The sequence below is a fragment of the Lysinibacillus sp. FSL M8-0337 genome (assembly GCF_038593855.1).
GTDB classification, from domain to species: Bacteria; Bacillota; Bacilli; order Bacillales_A; family Planococcaceae; genus Lysinibacillus; species Lysinibacillus sphaericus_D.
Genome location: NZ_CP151996.1, coordinates 2,131,749 through 2,154,610, shown reverse-complemented (window position 1 = coordinate 2,154,610; position 22,862 = coordinate 2,131,749). Strand labels below are relative to the sequence as shown.

Here is a 22,862-nt window from a genome sequence, read left to right as displayed (position 1 = left end):
TTACAAGGCTCCAATCCGAATACGCTTTCTGCCTTTTCGGGCGATTTTTGTGATTTTTGTGGCGATTTCCCCCTTCTTATTGGCGGTTTCGGAGTCTTTCGTGGCGATTTCACACACCTTACCAATCTTCAAGAGCTTTTTAATTGCAATTGAAGCGCTTTTTTATCAATTTTCCCAACAATCGTTTTTGGTAATTCATCAATCATAATAATTTTTTTCGGGATTTTATAGTGTCCTAAATGGCTTCGACATAGGTTTTCTACTTCGTCTACTACAGTATCTGACTGATTATGGCAAACAATAAATGCCGTGACAATTTCCCCCCAGTAGTTATCTGGTGCTCCGATGACTGCCGCTTCTTTTACGAGCTGATGACGAAGTATGCATTGCTCCACTTCTTGCGGATAGACGTTCTCCCCGCCACTAATAATCATGTCTTTCCTACGACCGACGATATAAAAATACCCTTCTTCATCCATTGTCGCTAAATCACCAGTCCTTAACCAGCCATCTCGTATCGTATTGTCCGTTTCCTGCTGATTATTCCAATAAAATTGAAACATATGCTTGCCTCTAACGAACAGTTCGCCTACTTCATGGGCAGCGCAGCTTTCACCCGCTTGATTAATAATTTTCGCCTCATTAAATTGCATACTTTTACCCACTGCCCCCTTTTTGACATAGGCTTCTTCACGTGAGATATAAAAATTGTTCGGTCCAGCCTCTGTTAAGCCATAACCTTCTTTAAAAAAAAGTCCCTTTTTAAAAAACGCATCATATATCGGAAGAGGGCACGGTGCGCCGCCAGATAAAAACACCTTGACAGTGGGAAAACTACTTTTGTGAAAATAGTTTGTCGTTATCATGGCTTGATACATCGTTGGGACAAAAAGCGAAATCGTTGTCTTATAGAAATTAATTGCTTTGAGTGCTGTTTCCGCTTCAAACTTATCACCGATAACAACGGTCCCCCCCGCCATTAACAATGGAATGGATAGTGCGTTAAGCCCACCCGTATGAAACATGGGCATATAGTTTAACGTACAATCATCTTCACATAACCCCCAACTAATAATTGTATTAATTGCATTCCAATTTACAGAATTGAAAGACAACACTACCCCCTTTGCTTTGCCAGTTGTGCCACCTGTGTAAATCATTAGCCAAGGTTCATTTAAATCCAGTTCTATCGAGCTAGCAATAGTCGCTGACGGCAGAACTTGTTGAATAGGGTGCATCGTTGCTAGTTGTAAAGGGCAGGGTATTCCTTGATCATATAAAAGTAAAGAAGGGGTAGCATCCGCAACAATGTCATTTAACTCCTCTGTACTTAAGCGCCAGTTTAAAGGAACATAAATCAGCCCTCGTAATCCACAAGCAAATAATATAGCAAATAAGTGACTATTATTTCGAGAAAAAACCGCTACTCGGCTACCTGCCTGTAATCCTTGATTTTCAAAAAAATGGCTCCATTTGGCGATTTCAAGTGTTAATTGCCGATAAGTCCATTGTTCGTTTGTTTCTAAGTTCACTAATGCTAGCCGATTCGGTGTTAAAGATGCACGATTTAAAATCCAAGCTTGCTCTGCAAACATCTTGAACTCCTCCTTTATCACATCATAATCGCGCCATCCACATGGAGTGTATGACCATGGACATAGGAAGCCTCTTCAGATGCTAAAAATAAATAAGCATTAGCAATATCCCTAGGTGTACCTAATCGTTGAAGCGGCACGATTGCACGCATTTTTTCTAGTACCGTTTCGGGCATCTTTTTGACCATTTCAGTTTCTGTAAATCCAGGTGCCACCGCATTCACATTGATGCCTTTACGCCCTAACTCTTTTGCCCATGTTTTCGTCATACCTACAATCGCAGCTTTTGAAGCAGCATAATTTGTTTGTCCTACATTTCCATAAACACCACTGACCGAGGAGGTATTAATTATTTTTCCGTATCCAGCAGCTATCATATGAACGCTAACCTCTTGCGTACAGTGGAAAACCCCTGACAAGTTGACATCAAGTACTTGCTGAAATTGGTCCTCTGTCATTTTTGACAACATGGCATCGCGTGTTATTCCTGCATTATTTACTAAAATATCAATGCGACCAGCTTGCTCGATCACAGTTGTCACAAGCTTTTTCACACTCTCTCTATCTGCTACATTAACCTGCACGAATATAGCTTTTTCACCTAGTTGATTGGCTGCCATTTTCCCTGCGTTGTCATCAAAATCCGCAAGATATACAACGGCTCCTTCTTCTATGAATCGTTCTGCTGCAGCAAATCCTATCCCGTTTGCCGCACCTGTAATAATGGCTACTTTATTGCTTAAGCGCATTGATTTTCCCTCCAAATTGTAAAAATGTTTCAATTTCAAATAGCAGTTGTTGTAAATCATCGATTAGAGGAGAATGCCCACAATTTTTTAAACTAACAAATTGTGCATGCTTTGCTAAATCGCACATTGTTTCCTCATTCATTTGCTCGGTAATCACTAAGTCACGGTCTCCTCTTAACACTAAAATCGGAATGTTTAGTTGTTGTACTTCATTCGTCCCTTTCGCAACTTCGTTATCTACTGCACTTAAATTAAAAGTATTTAACGCGTGGTAAACTTCGGCTAAATTTCTTTGTGTGAGCATATCGGCTACATAGGCATCATAGTGTTCAGGGTCGGGCTGACGATGGGTATAAATGATTGTATCCCAAATCGACTTTAAGCCTTGGCTATTTTTTGTATCGTAGAAACCTTGTACAGTCTTTGTTTTCGACGTATCCATCAGTACTTCTTGATACGTGGCAGCTCTTTTGAATGCGGCTGGATTGCCCGTACCGAAGTCACTATAAAATGGATACCCCCTTGTCGAAGCGGACGCCAATAAAATCAGCCGTTGACAATAACCTGGATAATTTGCAACAAACTGCATGCATACTGCTCCGCCTGTGGACCAGCCAATCATGTCAAAATGTTTTAATTCAATGGCATCGACAAATAGTTTGACATCATCACTAAAATCTTGAATAGCGCGAATAGGTTGATGATAAGATGAACCTCCAAAACCTCTTAAATCAATAGCATAAATCGTGTAGTTTGGATCTAAAGCTTCCAACAGCACATCCCAATGTTTGGAAGAGGTCATATTACCATGAATACATAATAACGTTTGGTTTCCTCCATCCCGCATACGATAAGCCATCGTTTCCCCATTTTTTAGTTGAACCGTTTGTAACATTGTGCTTCCTCCCTATCCCCAGCGAATTGTTATAGCTCCCCATACATAGCCGATACCCGCACTGACAAGCGTGATAATGTCCCCATCCACAATACGCTTTTGCTCTAACGCAAGCTGTAATGATAATATTTGATCAATTTGTCCAATATGACCATAGTCTTGAAGATAAATGGATTGTTTCTCTTTCAAACCAAGTTCTGATAGGATATATGCATGCGCAGACCGCTTCATATGAAGCATGGCGAGATAACTAATATGTTCTTCTCTTAATCCACTTTTCGCTAAAGATGTACGAATGACCTTTAAAAAATTATTTAAAGATTTTTGCTCAAGCCGTTCTTTCATACCGACTGGATCTAAAACATCTAATTGGTACAAATTATTCGCTAAATCTTCTGGTGTCAAAGGCTTTTTAGTGCCTCCAACGGGGATAACGACATCCTCCGAAAAAGAACCATCTGTCATAATATCCGCCTCTAATAAATGGTTGCGGTTGTAATTTTTTTGTAAAACAATAGCACCCCCACCTGCGCCCAAATTATACATAAAGCGTGTTCTCGGATTGCGATAATCGATAAAATCAACATTTCGATATCCTCCTGCAAGTAACACGGTGTGAATGCTGTCATCAGATTCCATTAAGCTTTTCGCTAACTTTAGTGCCATGATCGTCGTCCCACAGCGTAATTGCACATCGAATGCCCACGCATTGACGGCACCAAGCTCTTCTTGCATTTTGATGGAAGCCGTCCAAAGTGGATATTCCTTATGTTCTTCCCCTATATACATCACGACATCAATTGTTTTAGGTTCAATCCCTGCTTTTTGTATAGCTTCTTGTGCAGCCCAAATGCCCATTTGCACCGTATGATCCTGTTCATCAGGTATTGGTTTTTCGTGTATACCCAATTTGTGTCGAATAATGTGCTCAGGAATCATCGAACGCGCTGCAATTTCGGTTGCGGTCATTTTCCTTTGTGGCATATAGATTCCTGTACTGACAATACCTACAGTCATTCAAACCTCTCCTTTTCATGTGACAGGGCAGATGATGTTTTCCTTTTTGCTTTAAGCCTCCTTCTCCAATTCCAAATCATAAAACGGATAGAGCCTATAATCCCTTTTGGGAAAAAGATGACGGCTAAAATATAGAGAATACCAAAGAAAATAATCCAACGTTCAAATATGGGATAATCTCTCGCCATGCCTGACAGTGTATGTTGTGCATACTCAATCACGGCAGCACCAAGCAATGGTCCTGCTAATGTACCGACGCCTCCAATAATCGTCATTAATAATGCATCTAGCGTGATGTCCATCGTCATAACACTTGTATTAACAAATCGTAATGACAGCGCATAAAGTGAACCCGCTAAGCTTGCTACCGTTCCAGCTACAATTGATGCGATTACTTTATAATGTAGGGTCTGAAATCCTAATGATTTTGTTCTTTGCTCATTTTCGCGCACCGCAATTAAAATACGTCCGGTTGGTGACTGAACAAAGCGATAAAGCGCAATAAAAACTACTACTAAACACGCGAGTACAAAGAAATAGAATGTAATACGATCTTTAAACATCTCGGGTGCTCTAAATGTAAATCCGTCATTGCCATATGTAATGGAACGCCATTTTTCAGCAACAACTAAAAACAATCCAGAAAAAGCGAGTGTAAGCATCGCAAAAAAGTGACTTTTTAAACGCAAAGTCAGTAATCCAACAATAAAACTAACAATACCTGCTAAAAACATCCCTACAACTATGGATAATAAAAAGATAGAAAGTGTCGTATCAACTTGCTTCAGCATAACCGCTGTTGTATAAGCACCTATTCCAAAGAACATGGCGTGCCCAAACGATACTATCCCTGTATAACCAAGCAAAATATCATAGCTCATTGCTAAAATACCAAAGATAAAAATTTGCGTTAATAAGATAATCAATGTCCTTGAATCATTGACGAATGGCAGAAGTACGAGAATCGCTAACATAAGAACAAAACTAAGATGCTTCCACGTCAGCTTTTTCATCATGTCGATCGCTCCTTTCCGATTGTAAATAAGCCTTGTGGTCGGAAAATTAACACGATGGCCATAAGGATCATATTGACAGCAAGTGATAACACCGGCACATAATAGGCCATAAAGCTACCAGCAAGCCCTACTAAAATTGCAGCAAGCAGCGAGCCTGAAAAACTTCCCATGCCACCTATCACAACAACAATAAAACCTAATATTGCATATTCCATCCCCATCTCGGCATAAATAACACCCGAATATGGTGCCATTAACATACCGCTCAAGGCGGCTAAAGCAGCACCTACCATAAAGACATATAAGAATACTTGTTTAATATGAATACCGAGTGCTTGCGCCATTTCTTTATCCTGTACACCCGCTCGTACGATTAGCCCAATCTTTGTTCGCTTCAGCATGTATTGGAAAATCCCGAAAATTACAAAACCTACTACAATAATAAATAAACGATATTTAATTATAATGACATCTCCAAATTCCCAACTTCCTGCTAAATAGCTGGGTGTTTTCACGGACACACCATTTGGGCCGAACACGACCTTAATCATTTCTTGTAATACAAGCATTAACCCTAAAGTGATTAATATTTGTTGAATATGATTACCATATACTGGTGTAATAATAAACTTTTCTGTTAATAAACCTAAAACGGCACCTGCAACAATCGCTCCAATAATGCCAATTAAGAAACTTTCTGTGTACATATACGTAAATATCCCTGCATAGGCACCCCAGACAAATAATCCGCCATGTGCAAAATTCAAAACATCCATTAGCCCAAAAATTAGTGTCAGCCCTGCTGCAAGCAAAAAGATTAACATACCTGTAGCCAGCCCGTTAATAACCAAATTTACGATTAGTTCCAACGAAACACACCTCCTTTATCCGATACCAAGATATTTACGTTTCAACTCTTCATTTTGGATAAGCTCTTTCATGTTCCCTGAATGTACTGTTTTACCATCATCAATTAATGTATACGTATCGCCAATTCGACTGGCCATCATAAAGTTTTGCTCCACAAGGACAATGGACGTTTGCTTCTTCATTTCAACAATGGCTTCCATCACTTTCTCCACAACAATTGGCGCAAGCCCTTTAGAAGGCTCGTCAATCAAAATCAATTGACTATCATTGATAAATGCTCTTGCCATTGATAGCATTTGCTTTTGACCACCAGAAAGATGACCACCAGCCTTTTTCCAAAATTTCTTTAAATCTGGAAAAAGCTCTAGTACATACTGCTGTCGCTCCATAGCTGCCGTATTCTCTTCGCGCATCGCCACTTTCATATTTTCTTCTACCGTTAAATCGGAAAAAATTCCTTGGTTTTCGGGTACATAGCCAATACCTAATTTCGCCACTTTGTGGGTTGGGCTTTTTTTTATCGATTGCATTTGAAATTGAACATCGCCTTGTGAAGCGGGTGTCAAACCCATAATCGTTTTTAATGTGGTTGTTTTCCCCGCGCCATTTCTCCCTAGTAGAACACTGACCTGCCCTTCCATCGCCTCAAAATTCACACCTTGCAAAATATGGTATTGTCCAATATGCGTATGAACATCATGTAATTTCAGTAAGGTGTTCATCATACAGACCTCCTAAATATGCATTTTGTACAGTTTCATTTTGCATAATGGCATCTGGCGTTCCATCGGCAAGAAGCTGACCATTAAATAACACCATAATGGAATCAGACAAATCCAAAATCATATCCATCTTGTGTTCAATTAACAAAATGGTTTTATCCCCTTTATTTTTAATTGTTCGAATTACTTCTAAAATAGCGGGTACTTCTTCTAATGACATACCGGCAGTAGGCTCATCTAGCAGTAAAATTTCCGTATCCAGTGCAAGCAACATCGCAATTTCTAATTTACGTTTTTCCCCATGCGACAGCATCGTTGTCAACGCATCTCTTTTGTTATGGAGTAAAACAAGCGTCAATAGCTCTTCCGCTTTTTCTGTAATTGCTTGATAACTTTTAAAATGACGAAACATTTGATAACGTATTTTTTCTTTAGATTGCACAGCTAGTCGTACATTTTCTAACACTGTTAAATTTGGAAAAACATTTGTAATTTGAAATGAACGGCCTAGCCCCATACGTGTTCTTTCAACCGAAGATGCTTGCGCAAGCGACTGTCCTTTAAAATACACATCACCAGCAGTGGGTTTTAACTCTCCACTAATTAGATTAAAGAATGTCGTTTTGCCTGCCCCATTCGGACCTATAATGGATTTCAAATGTTTTTCTGGCATTGTAAAGTTCACATGATCGACCGCAATATGACCACCAAATCGAATCGTTAAATTTTCTGTTCGCAAAATAGGCTCCATATTAATCTCCTTTCCAATGTTTCTATTGCTCTTCACCTGCTCTTCCAAAGAAGAGATGAAGAGAGACAGAATGACATTGTTTTTCTGTCTCTCCAAGTAAAGTGAGGATCGTCTAATTCGAAATAGGTGGTGCCGTTTCCTCAGGACTAAGCTCACGAATTAGCACGGGCACTGGATAGTCAACACCCTCTTGTTGTTCTAAACGAATCGAATACATCGACTGTAACGCTTGATGATCTTCTTTTCGGAAAGTCATTGTGCCTTTTGGCGTTTCAAATGACATTCCTTCCATAATGCCAATTAGTTTCTTTCCGTCCGCGTCCCCTTGCGATTTTTTCAACGCTTCTACAATCGAAATCGCGGCAGACATCCCACCAGGTGTAAATAAATCTGGCACTTCATCAAAGCGTTTTTGGTGCTCTTCAACTAACCATTGATTCACATCATTTTGTGGCAACGTATGATAGTAAACCGAGAACCCTTCCATTCCTATTAGCGGATTCATAAACTTTAGGGCAATAATATCTGGTGCGCCTGTAGAAATTTTAATGCCTTTCTCTTGGATTTTAAGATCGGCAATTTGATTCCAAGGCGAGTTAGCCCCAGCCCACACAACAAATAAATAATCCGGCTTGGCATCAATCACTTTTTGCAAATTAGACGTAAAATCCGTTGCTGCTGGATCGGCATATTCTTCTAAAACAATTTTTGCGCCTAGTTTTTCCGCCGCTGTTTTAAATGCTTTTACCCCATCCCAGCCGAATGAGTAATCAGGAGCAAACGTCGCAATTTTAACGCCCTTGTTAGCGATTGCAGCCGCTGCAGCATATGCATCTTGTGAGGAGTTTCGCCCTGTACGGAATATATAGTCATTAAATTCTGCACCAGTAATACTATCAGCTACTGCTGGTTCAACGACCATAATTTTTTCGTATTCCTCTGCTAATGGCAGGACAGCGAGCGTATCACCAGAGCTAGATGAACCAACTAAAAAATCGACTTTATCATCTTCTAGCAGTTTGGTAGCCTTTTGTACAGCTACTTCCGGTTTCGTTTCTGTATCTTCATAGACAATTTCTATTTTTTTACCGTTTACCTCCATGCTACCGTTTGTTGCATATTCGATACCTAAGTCAAACCCACGCTGTGTTTGCTTTCCGTACGATTCTAAAGCACCTGTCAATGACGCCAGTACTCCGATTTTAATCGTGCCGCCTTCTTCTGTACCTTCCGCTTCCTTTGAAGCAGTACTGTCAGTGGAACTTTCTTGTGCTCCTTCCCCATTACAAGCTACTATCAACAAAGTCAAAACGGCCAACAGTAACAATAACCAATACTTTTTCATCCAAAAACCCCTTTCATTTTTAGAAAGCGCTTTCTTCGCCATGCATTTACTATATAAAAGTCCAGTTACAAATCAGTTACAAATTTGGGATATTAATTTAAAGAAAATAAAAAATGAGTTTGGCTCATGACCAAACTCATTCAAGTAATGTCTATACATTCCCCTCTTTTATACTAGTACTTGCGCTACAAGAAAAAAGAGCTATTCGTTTCTTCTACTCGATCTAACCATTCGCTAATAAGCACATGAAAAAGATGAGATTGTTCTATTTGGAGATTATGCCCTGCTCTATCTAAGATGGAAAATGTTGCTCTTGGGAAAAATTTAAGCAAGTGAAGGGCATCTTGATAGCCGACGACCGAATCTTGCTTGCCTATTAAAAACAGACTCGGTTGTTGGAAAAGAATGTCCTTTAAAGCAAAGGAAAACCCATAGTTTTGCAGAATTTTTTCAAGAAAGTTTTCATCCGCCAGTTGACAGCCAACTAATACTTCATTCGTATATCGATGCCAGTTATATGCATCTAAGACCACTTGATGGGTGCTGAAATCCTCTACTTCTTGTTTCGTCAATGTGGCTAAAAAAGGTTGATCAGTTGCAACAATCGTATGTGCTGGCACAATGCGATCTTGTTTTTCGGGAACAATCATAGGGCAAACAAAGGCAACACCTAAAATACGATTTTCAAGTTTCTGCAGAATCCCTCTTGTTAAATACCCTCCGTAAGATTCACCCGCTATAACAAAAGATTGACTCGGCAAAACTGTCTGGATAAATTCTACTACTGCTTCTAACATATCATCTGTATTATGGATGTGTTCATAATCTTTTGTTTTACCCATACCTGGTAAATCAAGATAAATACGTTTCCAGCCCTCTCGTTGCGTAAAAATCGGCTCCATACATCCCTTCATCAGTCTATGATCGGGAGTAAATCCGTGTAGCATAATAATAGGTTGTCCTACACCTATCTCTTCATAATAAATAGTTGCATTCGTTACTTGACAAAATGGCATTTGGGCTCCTCCAATAATTCAACGTATAATACGAAATGGTTTAATAAACATTAACAGTTTTAGCTCTACGTGCTAGCCCATTATTAAATCATACACAGCCATTGTTGATTCCATCGGTGTGGTTTTGAGCTCTGTTTGTAATTGTTGTACACATCTTTCATACCATTTTAATGCCTGTGAGCGGTTATTCAATTGATAATAACTATACATTAAAAGACGATACCCTTCTTCCCAAAGTATATCTTCTTGAATCATTTTCTCCGCATAAAAAATGGCTTGTTTAAAATGATGTTGGCGCGTAGCATTTTGGGCTAATCGTTCAAGTACTTCAATATATAAAGTCTGTAACTTATCACGGTCTTGCGTCAACCAATCAATTTGCTTTTTTTCTGCATATAGAACATCTGTATAACTATCCGCAGCTAGTTGTAGCCACTCATCCGAAAAATGAGGGTCAAACTCCTCCATCCCTAACGTATAATAATAATAAAATCGTTCGACATCAATATGCAAAAACTGAATATGCTGTAGCTGATACATATTGTTTTTCCGATGAATAAAAAAGCTATCCTGACGGGCATTCCGCCTTGGTTCTAGCACTTTTAACAAAGTATTTAAAACAACTTTAAAATCACGATCTACTGTCTCCACAGAACGTTCTGGCCATAACGCATGCGCAATTTCCTCTTTAGGCGTATACCGTTGGCGATGACAATACAAATAAACAAAGAGCTCCTTCGATTTTTCACGTTGCCATTCTTTATCTCCCAGTTTCCGATGATTTCTGATTAAATTTAAACTACCAAATAAATTCACTTGTATGTCATCTGGAGGATACACGATATTGCCTTCCATTTGAAAATCATTTCGCAATGTTTGAATTGCGGCATTGTCTAGCCCACAGTGTTCACTATACTGCAAAAGCTCATAAAAAATCATTAAATTCGCTGGGCCAAGAATCGACTTTCTTTGAAAAAAATAATGATAGCCATTAGCATTACAAGTACTAGCAAAGTGCTGAAAACATTGACAAAATAGATTGGCGTTTTTCTCTTGCAAGGCAATAACAGATTGATAGAAAAAAACATGCATCTCCCCATATTGATCCCCACAATCAAGAAATAGCTTATGTGCCTTCACTAATATTTGTTTGGCTTCTTGCCACTCCTGACATGAAATCATTACCTTCACTTCAGCAAGTAAAATAAGGGCTGTCATCCAAGCATCTTGTACTTGCTCCGTTTCCTGCAAACCTAAAGCTAAATATTTTCTGGCAGCAACGTTATCCCCTAGTGCATGTTTGGCAATGGCAAGTCCCATATAAGGTTCCGCCTTTACACGCGAAATATTAATGGTATTCATTAACGTAATCGCCTTCTCATAGGCTTCACAAGCTCCAGCATAATTCGGAAAATCCAATAATAGCAAGGCATGCGCTTTTCGATTGTAGCCTACTGCCTCAATAAAAATAGACTTTTCACGGACGCCTCTTCGAATGCCATGCTGAGCGGTATACCACGCTTCTTTACCTTGACCTAATAGAGAAAAAACAAAGGATGCCAAAAGTTCACTTTCCCTATGTGTAACTACTAATTGCGGAGGCATTTCCAATCTTTCAATTAAAAGATTCTTTGCTTCAACTAGTTGACCCGTTCGTAATAAAATCCGCACATCTACATTTGCCCTATGCAACACAGCTTCATTTAACTTGACTTCATCTATAAATTGTTGAGCCTTTTTTGCCTTTCCTAAATTCACTAGATTCTCTGCATACTGACGTTGCAATTCTAAAAGCGCTTCCTCACTTAACGCAGCTTCCGGAGCCAATTGTAAGGCACGCTTTAAATAGGGTTCTGCTAATGCAGGTTGGATTGTATCAAGATAAATGTGCGCTAATCCAGCCTGTGCCTTTGTCATATAGAGCACATCATGATTGCTTTTAGCGATTCTTTCAGCTAGTTCATACGCATATTTAGCCTTTTCATAATAGGCTCGATACCGATGGCACTCTCCTTCAAAAAAATAGAGACGATAAAATTTCACTTTTTCCTCCGTTGAAAAACGATGAATTTTCTCTAATAGCCATTCAAACTGACCAGCTTTTACTAGATTTTCCGCATAATCTTGCAATAGTGTGCCACTAAAGTTCAAATCATTTGTTTTAAATGCATGATGTAAAATAGCATGCACATCGTTTTCTTGAACGTAAAACAAGGCAGCTTTTTTATGCAATTGAACAAATTGTTGCGGATTTTGCTGCCATTTTATTTCTAAAAACCGACGAAATAAAGCATGAAAACGGTAAAAGCCATTCTCAGCCATTGGTTGAATAAATAAGTGTTTTTGCAACAACTGTTTGAATGTCTCAGCGGTTTCACTCTGATAAAACTGCGCAATTAACGCTTCGGAAAAAGTAGGAAATATCGCTAATTGAAGTAACGTCTTTTGTTCAAATTTAGGCATCTTGAAGAAAACTTCCTCCGATAAGTAAGTAAACAAATCGTTTGAATGGATTGTTAACCAATAGTCTAGCGCTTCATTGTTCCATTGCTCGGCTAGTAATGTGATGGAGATTGCCCAACCTTCTGTAATTTCCAATACTTTTAGTATTTCATCTTGTGACAGGTGTATGGCTCCATAATCTTCAAAAAACACAGCAATTTCTTCAGCAGAAAATGCTAAATCCGTTTCTGTTATAAAATGAGCTTTCATCTGCATTTTTAATTTTCGAATGATATCCCATTTCGGTAATGTTCTAGAGGCAATCATAAAATGAATATGAGGCGGTGAAAATTCAATAATTTTTTCCATTACATAGTTTATATGAAATTCGTGGTCTACTAAATGGTAGTCGTCAATAACAAGTAAAAAGGAGTCTTCGATCTCACATAAACTATTCACAAATAACTTATACCAGCGATTTAATTCTTCAATTTTAGGAAAGCGTGATACTTGATGCCAATTGTCAAATTGTACACCGAAGTGCGGTATTACTCGTTGAATACTATAAAGTAAATGTTTTAGAAAGGGTAATATATTATCATCCTCGTCGGAAACACTATACCAAGAAAACGGGCTCGATTCCGCATGTAAAAACTGTGCAAGAATTGTGGTCTTTCCGTAACCAGCACCACTATGAATAAAAGTACAGGTGTGTTCAAGACCTTTTTTTAGCTTTTTCATCAATGCAGCTCGACGAATACAGTGATTAGATGGAATTGGCGGAATACATTTCGATTGAATAATAATATCTGCTGTCATTTTTACACTAACCTCCCCATAAGAACGGTAAGACGGGTTGTGGAACAGACTACGCTCCATTCTTTTTGAATAGTTAAATTATTGACAGTTTACCATATACTATATGTAGTTTTGCATATTTCCAATGAATATTACAACAAGCTATTATTTTATGTAGAGAACGAAAGTTAGTGAAATAAAATAATCCCGATTATCATGGCTAGATAATCGGGATTGGAGCTTTATTTTTATAATAGTTCCTTACGTAATTGTGCAGCTGATTTTGGAGATAACAGACCGAATGGAATATCGAATACTGTTTTTGCGCCTTTTTCGCCCGCTTGACTTAAGCGGTGTGCTGCACGTGCATAAGCCACAAGGACACTTGACGTGAAGTTTGGATTACTTTCAAGTTTTAACGAGAATTCTAAAATTTGTTTATCGTTAGCGCCACTTTCACCACTGCGAATAACGAAGCCACCATGTGGCATGCCTGTATGGTTGGCATTAAACTCATCTTCAGAGATAAAGTTTACAGTTGTGTTATACTCATCGAAATAGTTCGGCATTGTTACAATTTCTTGCTCCACTTTTGCTGCATCTGCGCCTTCTTCAAGCACTACCCAGCATTCACGTGCATGCTTTTCACGTGTAGTAAGCTCTGGATTCTCACCATTACGAACACGTTCTACAGCATCTTTGATAGGTAATGTATACTGTACAGCATTTTTAACGCCTTCAATACGACGAACTGCATCCGAGTGACCTTGGCTTAAGCCGTCACCCCAGAATGTATACGTTGTACCTACAGGTAATACTGCCTCGCCTAAAACACGATTTAAAGAAAATAGACCTGGATCCCAACCTACAGAGATAACAGATACTTTGCCAGATTTTTGAGCCGCAGCGTCAACCGCTTCGAAAAACTCTGGAATTTTCGCATGAGTATCAAAACTATCAATTGTATTAAACCATTGCGCAAAGTGTGGACCTTGCTCAGGTAAATCCGTTGCAGAGCCACCACATAAAATCATTACATCAATGTCATCTTGAAATTTTTCAGCATCATCTACTAAATATACGCTCGCGTTACTTGCAACGCTCACTGTTGAAGGATCACGACGTGTGAATACTGCTACTAATTCCATATCTGGATTTTGTGAAATAGCGAATTCAACACCGCGCCCTAAATTTCCATAACCGACAATACCTACTCGAATTGCACTCATTAAAATTCCTCCTCACGTTAACGTGACAATGTGAAACCTTTCACGTTAATTCTACTTACAATAATACTTTGAGTTAGAAAAATTCACAATAGTTTGAGTACGTGTTTTTCTCTAGAAATTATACAAGTTTTCTATGATTTCTATACATATATGGCATGAATACGGTTACAATTTACTAAAAAAAAGTCGAACTTTTAAGTTTTCGTAAAAGCCATGTAAATCAAGACTTTTTACTCGCTAGGTCTTGTACAATATAAATAACGACGAAGGGGGCATGATGAATGAAAGGTTATGGTTTCTCACCTAGTACAACGAAGGTTTTTCTAAAAAACGAGCAACAAGCCAAACAGCAATCGAACTCGGTATTCGTTAGACAATTGAGAATTCCCATTGCAACAAACATAAAATGTACGGCAAAAAACCTCATGAATCACCAAACGGCACTAAAAGTAGCTTATTTTATGAATATGCCTTTAGCACCGTTAAATGACCTTCCTAACAGTGTAATAAAGAATGGTTACAAATTTCGTACCTGCTGCCATAGTGAAAAACAAATAGCTCGCTGGCTCGTTAAAAAAAGTGAGTACAACAGAGCAAGACTCAAACGCCATCATTATTATTGAATTTCTTGCGCTAATTGCATCAGACGTGCCTCATCCATAATATGATAGCCGTTCTTTTTCTTTTCTAAAATGTTAGCTTCACAAAATTGAGCAAGAACATATAATAAATGCCGGTAAGAGACCCCCAAGTATTCACAAATCTCTGTATGTTTTTCTTTATAAATGCCTTTGTCAGATGATAGCTGGATAAAGGCAGCTAACCGATTTTCCAGTGGATAAGCCTGATTTTGCGTATACTTAGACGTCATTTTGGAAGCTTTTTCCCCTAAAAAGACACATAATCGACGTAAAAACGGCGCATCTGCTAATAACATGTCTTTACATCCCTGCGTCGCAATGGATAAACAGATTGTCTCTGTCACCGTTTGAATCCCCTTTGTATACCTCGCCTCATTCAGCAATTCAATTTCTCCCATAAAACATGGCGCTTCTATATATTCAATCAGCGATACCTTTCCATTTTTATGTGTCATATACAACTTTGCTTTGCCTTCCATCATATAGTACATCGTATCTGGAAAAGACCCTTCTTTAAAAATCCATTCCCCTTTGTCAAATTTACATATTTCTATATAAGGATGTATATCAAACGAAAAAAAATCTTCAATTTGAAAGTTTTCTATATAGTAGGAACGTTCTTCACCTGTAAGTTTTTGCATTTTTTATGGACTCCTGTTCAAAAGTATGAGATATCTCACATTATTGTAGCGAGGAACGTGCTATTATTCAACATAGTTAAATGGAGGTACCAAATTTTATGAACAATCAACGATGGCTTTCTCAAAATTTCTTTGCTTTTTTTATTACATGGGGTATTTTCTTACCTTATTGGACAGGTTGGTTAGTCGATGCAAAGCACCTTACTGTATCTCAAGCAAGTGTTGTAATGGGCTGCGGTCTTTTAGCACGGGCAACATCGAATCTATTTTTCTTTCCAATCCTTGCAAAATATGTGCACAATAAACGACTGATTACGATATTAGCAATTGGTGCATTGCTGACAGCTTTACTTTATATTCCAAGCACAAGTTTTATCGCTCTTCTTTTCGTTACCATTTTATTTAGTATTTTTTACCCTGCTCTATTGCCTGCTGTGGAAAGTAGTGCGGCAACGCTTGTACAATATGGCAATGTCCATTACGGTAAAAGTCGCTCATACGGCTCTTTTGGCTTTGTTATCGCTGTACTTATTATTAGTATGTTAACAGGTGTTTTTGGGAAGGATATTATTTTTTGGAGCATGATTTTAGGGATTATCGGGATGTTATTCATGCAACAAATGGCAACACCAAAAGAATTGCTTATTGTACCTACGAAAGAACAACGTGCAAAATCACTATCAATGAAAACATTATGGAGTATTAAAGGGTTTCCGATTGTATTATTGATCGTTATTTTATTACAAGGTGCCCATGCATCCTACTATAGTTATGGCTATATCTATTTAGAAGATTTACACGTCGATCCATTCTATATGGGGATGATTATTAACATTGCAGTTGTTTGTGAAATTTTATATTTCATGAAAGCTGATACACTGTTTACGAAATGGCGCTCCTCTTCACTATTACTCTTAGCAGCTAGTGGATCATCGTTACGTTGGTTACTCATCTTCCTTTTTCCAAACGTTTGGGTATTTATCGGCTCACAAGTATTACATGCCTTATCATTTGCATTAGCACACTTTGCCTTTATCGGCTATTTAACAAAGAACTTACCGAAGGAACAAATTCCTAATGCACAAGGCTTATATTCAGCACTGGCAATGGGTTTAAGCACTGCCATTCTCACATTTTTAGGCGGCTATTTATACGAAATATCCCCTAGTCTCGCCTTTGCTGCAATGCTGATTTGTACAGTACCAGCTATTGGTATATTGCTAGCTACTCGTAATAAATTCCAGTACTAAAATTAGAATAACCCCAATGGTTTGATTACCATTGGGGTTTATTATGTAAACTATTTTTTATTGATTGAATGGGAAGTAAACCCTCTAACCAATAAAAGAATGCCTAAGATAAAGAAAACGATACTGAAAAGAAATAATACATAGCCAGAATCAAAAAAAGAATTATAGAAAGTATCCTGACCTACATACGTTAAATTTGAGACACTGATAGCCGTAACAATATACTGAGTTGAAATTAAAATAGCTGCAATAATTAAAAACAGGCAACCTACAATTTTGTCTTCCATAGTATCCTCCCTTTCAATGTTTAGAAAAGTGTATATTATTTTTACTTTTTTAAAAACAATATACACGAAATATTCAAAAAAAAAAGTTGAAATTACTCTGATTTTTCTTAAAATTATTTATATATTAATCAATTTAAGGGAGGAAAATATATGAAATCTACTATTTTGACCTTATTACTAGCTTTTGCAGTATTTTCTACTACAGCACTTACTGTCTCAGCTTCAGGAAACGATAGTCCATTACAAAATATGCGTCAAACTACAAACCCAAATATTTTATATGATATGGAAACCCTTAAATACTTTGATATAAGAGAAAATGGTTATATCGACGAGATATACAGGGTTGAAGGCGGAAAAGTAGTTGAATCTATTTCTGTTGAAGAGTTTATTATAATGGAAGAAAATGATAAAAATGAATTCTCGAATACGCAAGAAGAACCTATTCCGAAAATTTCTCCTTTCGCTGTTGCTTGGAGCCATATTTACAATAAATTTAGTAACTACGAAACAAGGATATTTGGAAAACGCGCTAGTATAATTCAAGAAAATCCAGGACCTGGTTCTGATACTTTTACTCTCTCTTACGAATATACAGAAACTTTTTCTACTAGTACGAGCCTTACTCATTTGCAACTTCGATCAATAGAGAACGGAGTTTCATATACTTTTTCAAACTCTAGAAGTATTAAATCTTCACACACAATGACAATAGAACCCGGCTATTCAGGTTATTGGCGGTTTGATCCAAAAGTAAGAAAATCAATAGGTAAAATACGTAACTTGCTTCACGGACAGTTTATGTCAGAAACTTCTGTTACAACAATGTATCCTACACATGTTAACGGTAAATTAGATGGGTGGTTAGTTGCTGTGAAAACTAAATTGTAAATAAAAAAAGCCTATATAGGGCTTTTTTTCTGTACATACGTATCTTATCACTAGCTATCGAATGGTAAAGTAACTCCTGCAAACAACATAGACGTAATTACTGTATATCCTATACCTTTTTTTATTAATATCATTATTAACACTCCTTGGCATTATTGAGGATTTTTCTTTTTGTAAAAAAACCCTTCGAAGGTCATATATAACGCGACTGCAATACAAAAAATAAGTAACCATGTGTTATTTTCTTTTAGGTCTGTAAAAATTAACACTGCACCCAACAACGTTATAAGTATTTTAATGATTAGTTTCATCAAAATAACCACTCCTCTCTATCCGATAGAAAATAAAGATATGCCCGAGCAAGTACAAATTAACATTTCCAAACGTCAAAATCAATACCATTTATACACCAACAATCGACGGTGTTAACTCTCAAAAAACGGCAATAATTATTCTATCATTTGTATATCATGACAAATAACGTCAATTATATCAAGGATAGAGGTATTTTTTGTAAAAATGTAATTTTATTAAAAATTTACAAGTTGCATTATAATTATTTCTGACGCTTGATTACTTATAATGTTTTACAGCAGCACTTACATTATCCATTAGTTTTTTGTCCCTGCCTCAAACACGAAAAAATTAATAAAAAATTGATTTCAAGCCAAATTTTTATAAAATTAATTATATATTATTCAATTTTAAGGAGGATTTAATATGAAATCTATTTTTAAACCCTTCAACAGCTTACGATTTAGGTCCGCTTGGATAACAGATAATCTACTAGAGTAGCAGATGTCAATCCAAAGTGGATGATTATAATTGAAAGCGTTTTGTATCTTTTTTTATAAATGCAAAACGCTTTTTATTGTTTCAACTATCAATTTTAGTAAATTACTCCCCGTTTTTTGAATGCGACTTAGCTACTTGAACCAACATCTCTATTCCATATTGCAATTCTTCTGGTGTTGCATACGCATAAGAAAGTCGAATATGCTGTGCATCTTGCGCGTCATAGATATAGCCTGGGTTTATCAGAACATTGTACTGCAATAACTTTATAAAAAATGCTTTATCTACGATCGGTGCGTGAAATTTTAGCCAAATATAAAATCCGCCTTTTGATTGTTCCCAACTCGCAATGTCTTTTATTTTTTCATGTAATAACTGTTCAACAAAGTTTGCGCGCTGCTGAAGCGCTTGTCGTAAACCAACTATATGACATTCGTACTTTCCTGTACGTAGCCAATGCAAGACGATTTCTTGGGAGATTGCACTTGAACCATAGTCTGTTTGCATTTTAATATCCGCTAAGCGTTCAATTACTGTTGTTGGTCCAATTAACCAACCAATGCGCAGTCCAGGACTTAGTGTTTTGGAAACACTGCCGATATATAAAACTTGTCCGCTATCATCCAGTGATTTTATAGATGGGGATCCTTCATTGAAAAGCAATTCATGATAGACATCATCTTCAATAATGGGAATGCGGCATTGTTTACAAGCCTTGTAGAGTTGCTTTTTTTCTAACGATGTCCATACGCCACCAGTTGGATTATTTAACGTAGGAACAACATAAAAAACAGCCTGCCTTTTTCTTTTCTTGTGCACTAATGTTTGGGCAAGCCCTTCATCTCGGTCAATCGCCACCATTTGCATCCCAACAGATTGGAATGGATGAACAGAATTTAAATAAGATGTTTGTTCCTGAAATACGATGGAACCTTGCTCTAGCAAACCAACTGCAATAAGCTGTAATGCTTGTAGTCCACCCGAAACAATGCAGACATTTTCAGGTTGTGCCTGTATGCCTCTTTTTTGTACATATTGGCAAATTGCTTCCCGCAGTTGCTTGTTACCTTGCGGAGATGAATAACCTAACACTTTCGGTAGTAAGGAGATTTCCTTTAAGGATGCCTCGATTTCACTAGTAGGTAATAAGCTTGGTGCTAACTCCCCTGTTCCTAAGCGAATAATATTGTCCCGTTGCTCATATTCGTTGATTAATTGAATCGTATGATAATTTGGTTTGTGGAGACTTGTTTCTATGTACGTCTGCCAATTCGGTTGCCTTTGTTTAATTAATGAATGCCAAGAAGTATTAGCAACATAAATTCCTGAGCCTATCGTCGTTTCTAGTATGCCCGCTGCCTTTAATTCCTCTAGTGCTTGCTGCACTGTACTGCGGTTAACCCCTAATTGCATTGCGAGTTGCCTTTGCGTTGGTAACTTTGTTCCTGCAACCCAATCCCCTCGTTCAATGCGCTCTGTAATCCATGTTACAATTTGTTGTTGTAATGTACGATTTCCTTGTCGAGTTGGTTGCCAGTTCATATGTTCACCTCGTAAATTGGGTGGGTAAAATACCATCCAATTGGTCGTTTTCTTTTAGTTATAGCACAGGTAGAATGTGAATGGAATGGAAAGGAGGGATTGTCATTGGAGGCATTTCTGCATGGTATGATTTTAGCATTTGGACTTATTTTACCTTTAGGTGTACAAAACGTCTTCGTTTTTTCACAGGGTGCTACGCAACAACGTTTAATATTAGCCCTACCAGCTGCTATTACAGCGGCACTATGCGATACTTTATTAATTTTGCTTGCTGTTTTTGGGTTATCCGTTATTGTTTTGCAATTTGAATGGCTACGGCTTGTCTTAATGGGCGTCGGAATTGTATTCCTTTTATATATGGGCTATAGCATTTGGCGCTCGAATTCGACAACTACTCAAAAGAGCGAAACATTGCCCGTTAAAAAACAAGTTTTATTCGCGCTGTCCGTATCCTTATTAAATCCACATGCTATTTTAGATACAATTGGTGTAATTGGCACCAGCGCATTAAAATATAATGGCACAGCACAAGTACTCTTTACTATTGCATGTGTGCTCATTTCGTGGTTGTGGTTTTTCGGTCTAATATTGGCCGGTGCTTCTTTCAAAAAGCTTGATGGCTCCGGCAAGCTGATGAATTTCTTCAATAAATGTTCAGCAATCTTTATTTGGGCAACTGCTATTTATTTACTGAGAGGTTTACTTTAATCTAGTACATAATTTAGATTTCATTGATTGATCAACGTTTTGCGTTTTATGAATTACGTTATAATGAGCTTATCTTTTAATAAAGATATTCATATTTATAATGTTGATCGCTCCAAGTCGCCTATGATACTTCTTTAATTTTCATTAAGACCACCCGTTATGGAGTGAACCCAAAAAGTTAGACACTTTATTTAGTTAAGAAGCTTGTAAGGATTGAGTTCGGTATTGTACGGGACTTAATCCTTTTAATTTTGCCTTAATTCGTTTGTGATTGTAGTATTCAATGTATTGTTCAAGTTCTTCCTTAAAGTGTTCCATACTTTCAAACTCTTGAAGTAAAGTAATTCTGATTTCAAGAGACCAAAGAAATTCTCATAACTGCGTTATCCTTACAATTACCTTTACGTAACATACTTTGGATAATACCATGTTTTATTAATGTGTGAGCGTATTGTTTCATTTGATAATGCCATAGAAATTATGAAGCCACATTGGTTATTTTGAATTATAAATAATTTAAATAGTAGTGCATTTTATTAGCTAACGTAAAGGCTGTTGCTAACAAAAACACTACTGCTTATAAATCTAACGGAAACTATATATTGAATTGAAACGTTTATTTTAACAATCATGGAAATCTACATATGTGGTGTAAGCTTTGTGAAAATCATCTCTATTTTATTTAAAATTATCTGGGCGTATATATACTAGTGAATTCTAATATATGAAAAAATATTTCTTTTACTTAACTTAGTTTTATTAAATTTAAGTATCTTCAACAGCTTTAATTAGAGCTTAGTATTTATTACTTTTCTACATTTAGAGGATGCTATCCCCACTTTTCATGTAATTATCTAGTTTTAAAATATTATAATTTTTATAATAATCTGACTTATTGTTTTACACTTAAATTATTATAAGAGGGAGGGATATAGAAATGAGCAACTTACAACCTATTTCTTCAGAAGAATTAGTAAAGTTTGAAGAAGTTCGTAACGGTGACAAGATTACTGTTATTCGATGCTAGTTTTAAGACACAAAGAACGAATATTATTCGCTCTTTGTGTTTTACTTTACGTTTGAGTTTTTATTAGGAAAAGTAAATTACAAATGATTTTCTTTGAAGGTTGAGGAAAATGATATTATTTTATCTATTTTTATTCTTTATAGTTTTTAATTTATATACGTATTTAAGTCTATATGTTCATGAATTTGGACATTTTATTGCTGCAAAACTTCTTGGAGCAACACAAACAAGAATTATACTAAATATTAAAAATGTTAACCCTTGTACTACTTTCAGTTTTGGAAGGAAAATAAGCAATTTTGAAAATTGCATCATAACGCTCTCTGGGGTCATATTGCAACTAACGCTTTCCATATTGATTTTGTTACAAAACTATAACTTATTCATAAAAATAGTTGCTGTTATTCATATACCGGCAATTTTAATTAATATTTTGCCTTTAAAACCGTTAGACGGATATTATTTATTGCCACTATTTAAAAATATAAAAGGTTCTATTATTTTCTTTTATTTGCTATTTATTTTATCTATCCTTATATCAATCTACCTCACATGGCAATATTTATTTGTACTATTCGATAGTTCATTCAATAATACATTAATTATTATGATTTTACCCGCGCTATTACTATATA

At 36.9% G+C, this 22,862-nt stretch carries 19 protein-coding genes and 1 pseudogene; 4 read left to right on the top strand and 16 right to left on the bottom strand.

Features of this window, described 5'->3' with window-relative positions; all coding sequences use genetic code 11:
* Positions 1 to 128: 128 nt before the first annotated feature.
* The 12 genes from MKY08_RS10215 to MKY08_RS10160 form a co-directional block, all read right to left on the bottom strand.
* On the bottom strand, positions 129 to 1,595 hold the full coding sequence (locus MKY08_RS10215; RefSeq protein WP_069512661.1) for an AMP-binding protein: 1,467 nt from the start codon (positions 1,593 to 1,595) through the stop codon (positions 129 to 131).
* A gap of 17 nt (positions 1,596 to 1,612) precedes the next feature.
* On the bottom strand, positions 1,613 to 2,344 hold the full coding sequence (gene fabG, locus MKY08_RS10210) for a 3-oxoacyl-ACP reductase FabG (protein WP_069512662.1): 732 nt from the start codon (positions 2,342 to 2,344) through the stop codon (positions 1,613 to 1,615).
* Positions 2,328 to 3,239 (bottom strand): alpha/beta hydrolase, encoded by a 912-nt coding sequence (locus MKY08_RS10205; protein WP_069512663.1) that lies wholly within the window; start codon positions 3,237 to 3,239, stop codon positions 2,328 to 2,330. The genes fabG and MKY08_RS10205 overlap by 17 nt, the downstream gene beginning before the upstream one ends.
* 12 nt (positions 3,240 to 3,251) lie before the next feature.
* Positions 3,252 to 4,256, bottom strand: a complete 1,005-nt coding sequence (locus MKY08_RS10200) for a 3-oxoacyl-ACP synthase (protein ID WP_069512664.1) — start codon at positions 4,254 to 4,256, stop codon at positions 3,252 to 3,254.
* Positions 4,253 to 5,272: a branched-chain amino acid ABC transporter permease gene (locus tag MKY08_RS10195; RefSeq protein WP_069512665.1), complete on the bottom strand. Its 1,020-nt coding sequence runs from the start codon at positions 5,270 to 5,272 to the stop codon at positions 4,253 to 4,255. Before MKY08_RS10195 ends, MKY08_RS10200 begins: the two co-directional genes overlap by 4 nt.
* Positions 5,269 to 6,141 (bottom strand): branched-chain amino acid ABC transporter permease, encoded by an 873-nt coding sequence (locus MKY08_RS10190; RefSeq protein WP_069512666.1) that lies wholly within the window; start codon positions 6,139 to 6,141, stop codon positions 5,269 to 5,271. Before MKY08_RS10190 ends, MKY08_RS10195 begins: the two co-directional genes overlap by 4 nt.
* 15 nt (positions 6,142 to 6,156) lie before the next feature.
* Positions 6,157 to 6,864 carry an ABC transporter ATP-binding protein gene (locus MKY08_RS10185; protein WP_069512667.1) on the bottom strand — a complete coding sequence of 236 codons (708 nt, stop codon included), beginning with the start codon at positions 6,862 to 6,864 and terminating at the stop codon, positions 6,157 to 6,159.
* Positions 6,839 to 7,615 (bottom strand): ABC transporter ATP-binding protein, encoded by a 777-nt coding sequence (locus MKY08_RS10180; RefSeq protein ID WP_069512668.1) that lies wholly within the window; start codon positions 7,613 to 7,615, stop codon positions 6,839 to 6,841. Before MKY08_RS10180 ends, MKY08_RS10185 begins: the two co-directional genes overlap by 26 nt.
* A gap of 112 nt (positions 7,616 to 7,727) precedes the next feature.
* The gene (locus MKY08_RS10175) at positions 7,728 to 8,960 is read right to left on the bottom strand and encodes a substrate-binding domain-containing protein (protein ID WP_069512669.1); all 1,233 of its coding nucleotides are present in this window, start codon (positions 8,958 to 8,960) and stop codon (positions 7,728 to 7,730) included.
* 185 nt (positions 8,961 to 9,145) lie between these two features.
* Entirely contained in the window at positions 9,146 to 9,976 is an 831-nt protein-coding gene (locus MKY08_RS10170; protein ID WP_069512670.1) for an alpha/beta hydrolase, read from the bottom strand.
* Positions 9,977 to 10,048: 72 nt separating this feature from the next.
* Positions 10,049 to 13,237 (bottom strand): BTAD domain-containing putative transcriptional regulator, encoded by a 3,189-nt coding sequence (locus tag MKY08_RS10165; protein WP_069512671.1) that lies wholly within the window; start codon positions 13,235 to 13,237, stop codon positions 10,049 to 10,051.
* A gap of 227 nt (positions 13,238 to 13,464) precedes the next feature.
* Positions 13,465 to 14,445 carry a diaminopimelate dehydrogenase gene (locus MKY08_RS10160; protein WP_069512672.1) on the bottom strand — a complete coding sequence of 327 codons (981 nt, stop codon included), beginning with the start codon at positions 14,443 to 14,445 and terminating at the stop codon, positions 13,465 to 13,467.
* A 281-nt stretch (positions 14,446 to 14,726) separates the two neighbouring features.
* Between MKY08_RS10160 and MKY08_RS10155 the strand changes: the two genes are divergently transcribed.
* Positions 14,727 to 15,068, top strand: a complete 342-nt coding sequence (locus tag MKY08_RS10155; RefSeq protein WP_069512673.1) for a hypothetical protein — start codon at positions 14,727 to 14,729, stop codon at positions 15,066 to 15,068.
* Here the strand turns inward: MKY08_RS10155 and yeiL are convergent.
* A complete protein-coding gene (gene yeiL / locus MKY08_RS10150) occupies positions 15,062 to 15,727 on the bottom strand; it encodes a transcriptional regulator YeiL (RefSeq protein ID WP_069512674.1) in 666 nt (221 codons plus the stop codon). The two genes, MKY08_RS10155 and yeiL, sit on opposite strands and share 7 nt — an antisense overlap.
* A 98-nt stretch (positions 15,728 to 15,825) precedes the next feature.
* Between yeiL and MKY08_RS10145 the strand changes: the two genes are divergently transcribed.
* On the top strand, positions 15,826 to 16,977 hold the full coding sequence (locus MKY08_RS10145) for an MFS transporter (protein ID WP_069512675.1): 1,152 nt from the start codon (positions 15,826 to 15,828) through the stop codon (positions 16,975 to 16,977).
* Positions 16,978 to 17,027: 50 nt separating this feature from the next.
* Here the strand turns inward: MKY08_RS10145 and MKY08_RS10140 are convergent, their stop codons facing one another.
* Positions 17,028 to 17,264: a hypothetical protein gene (locus MKY08_RS10140; RefSeq protein WP_069512676.1), complete on the bottom strand. Its 237-nt coding sequence runs from the start codon at positions 17,262 to 17,264 to the stop codon at positions 17,028 to 17,030.
* Positions 17,265 to 17,414: 150 nt separating this feature from the next.
* Between MKY08_RS10140 and MKY08_RS10135 the strand changes: the two genes are divergently transcribed.
* The gene (locus tag MKY08_RS10135; RefSeq protein ID WP_069512677.1) at positions 17,415 to 18,155 is read left to right on the top strand and encodes a hypothetical protein; all 741 of its coding nucleotides are present in this window, start codon (positions 17,415 to 17,417) and stop codon (positions 18,153 to 18,155) included.
* 897 nt (positions 18,156 to 19,052) lie between these two features.
* Here the strand turns inward: MKY08_RS10135 and MKY08_RS10130 are convergent.
* Positions 19,053 to 20,492 carry a PLP-dependent aminotransferase family protein gene (locus tag MKY08_RS10130; protein ID WP_069512678.1) on the bottom strand — a complete coding sequence of 480 codons (1,440 nt, stop codon included), beginning with the start codon at positions 20,490 to 20,492 and terminating at the stop codon, positions 19,053 to 19,055.
* 105 nt (positions 20,493 to 20,597) lie between these two features.
* On the opposite strand from MKY08_RS10130, the gene MKY08_RS10125 reads away from it, so the two are divergent.
* Positions 20,598 to 21,200 (top strand): LysE/ArgO family amino acid transporter, encoded by a 603-nt coding sequence (locus tag MKY08_RS10125; RefSeq protein ID WP_069512679.1) that lies wholly within the window; start codon positions 20,598 to 20,600, stop codon positions 21,198 to 21,200.
* 195 nt (positions 21,201 to 21,395) lie between these two features.
* On the opposite strand, the pseudogene MKY08_RS10120 reads toward MKY08_RS10125, so the two are convergent.
* Positions 21,396 to 21,672, bottom strand: a pseudogene (locus tag MKY08_RS10120) (IS3 family transposase); the annotation flags it as partial.
* Positions 21,673 to 22,862: the final 1,190 nt, after the last annotated feature.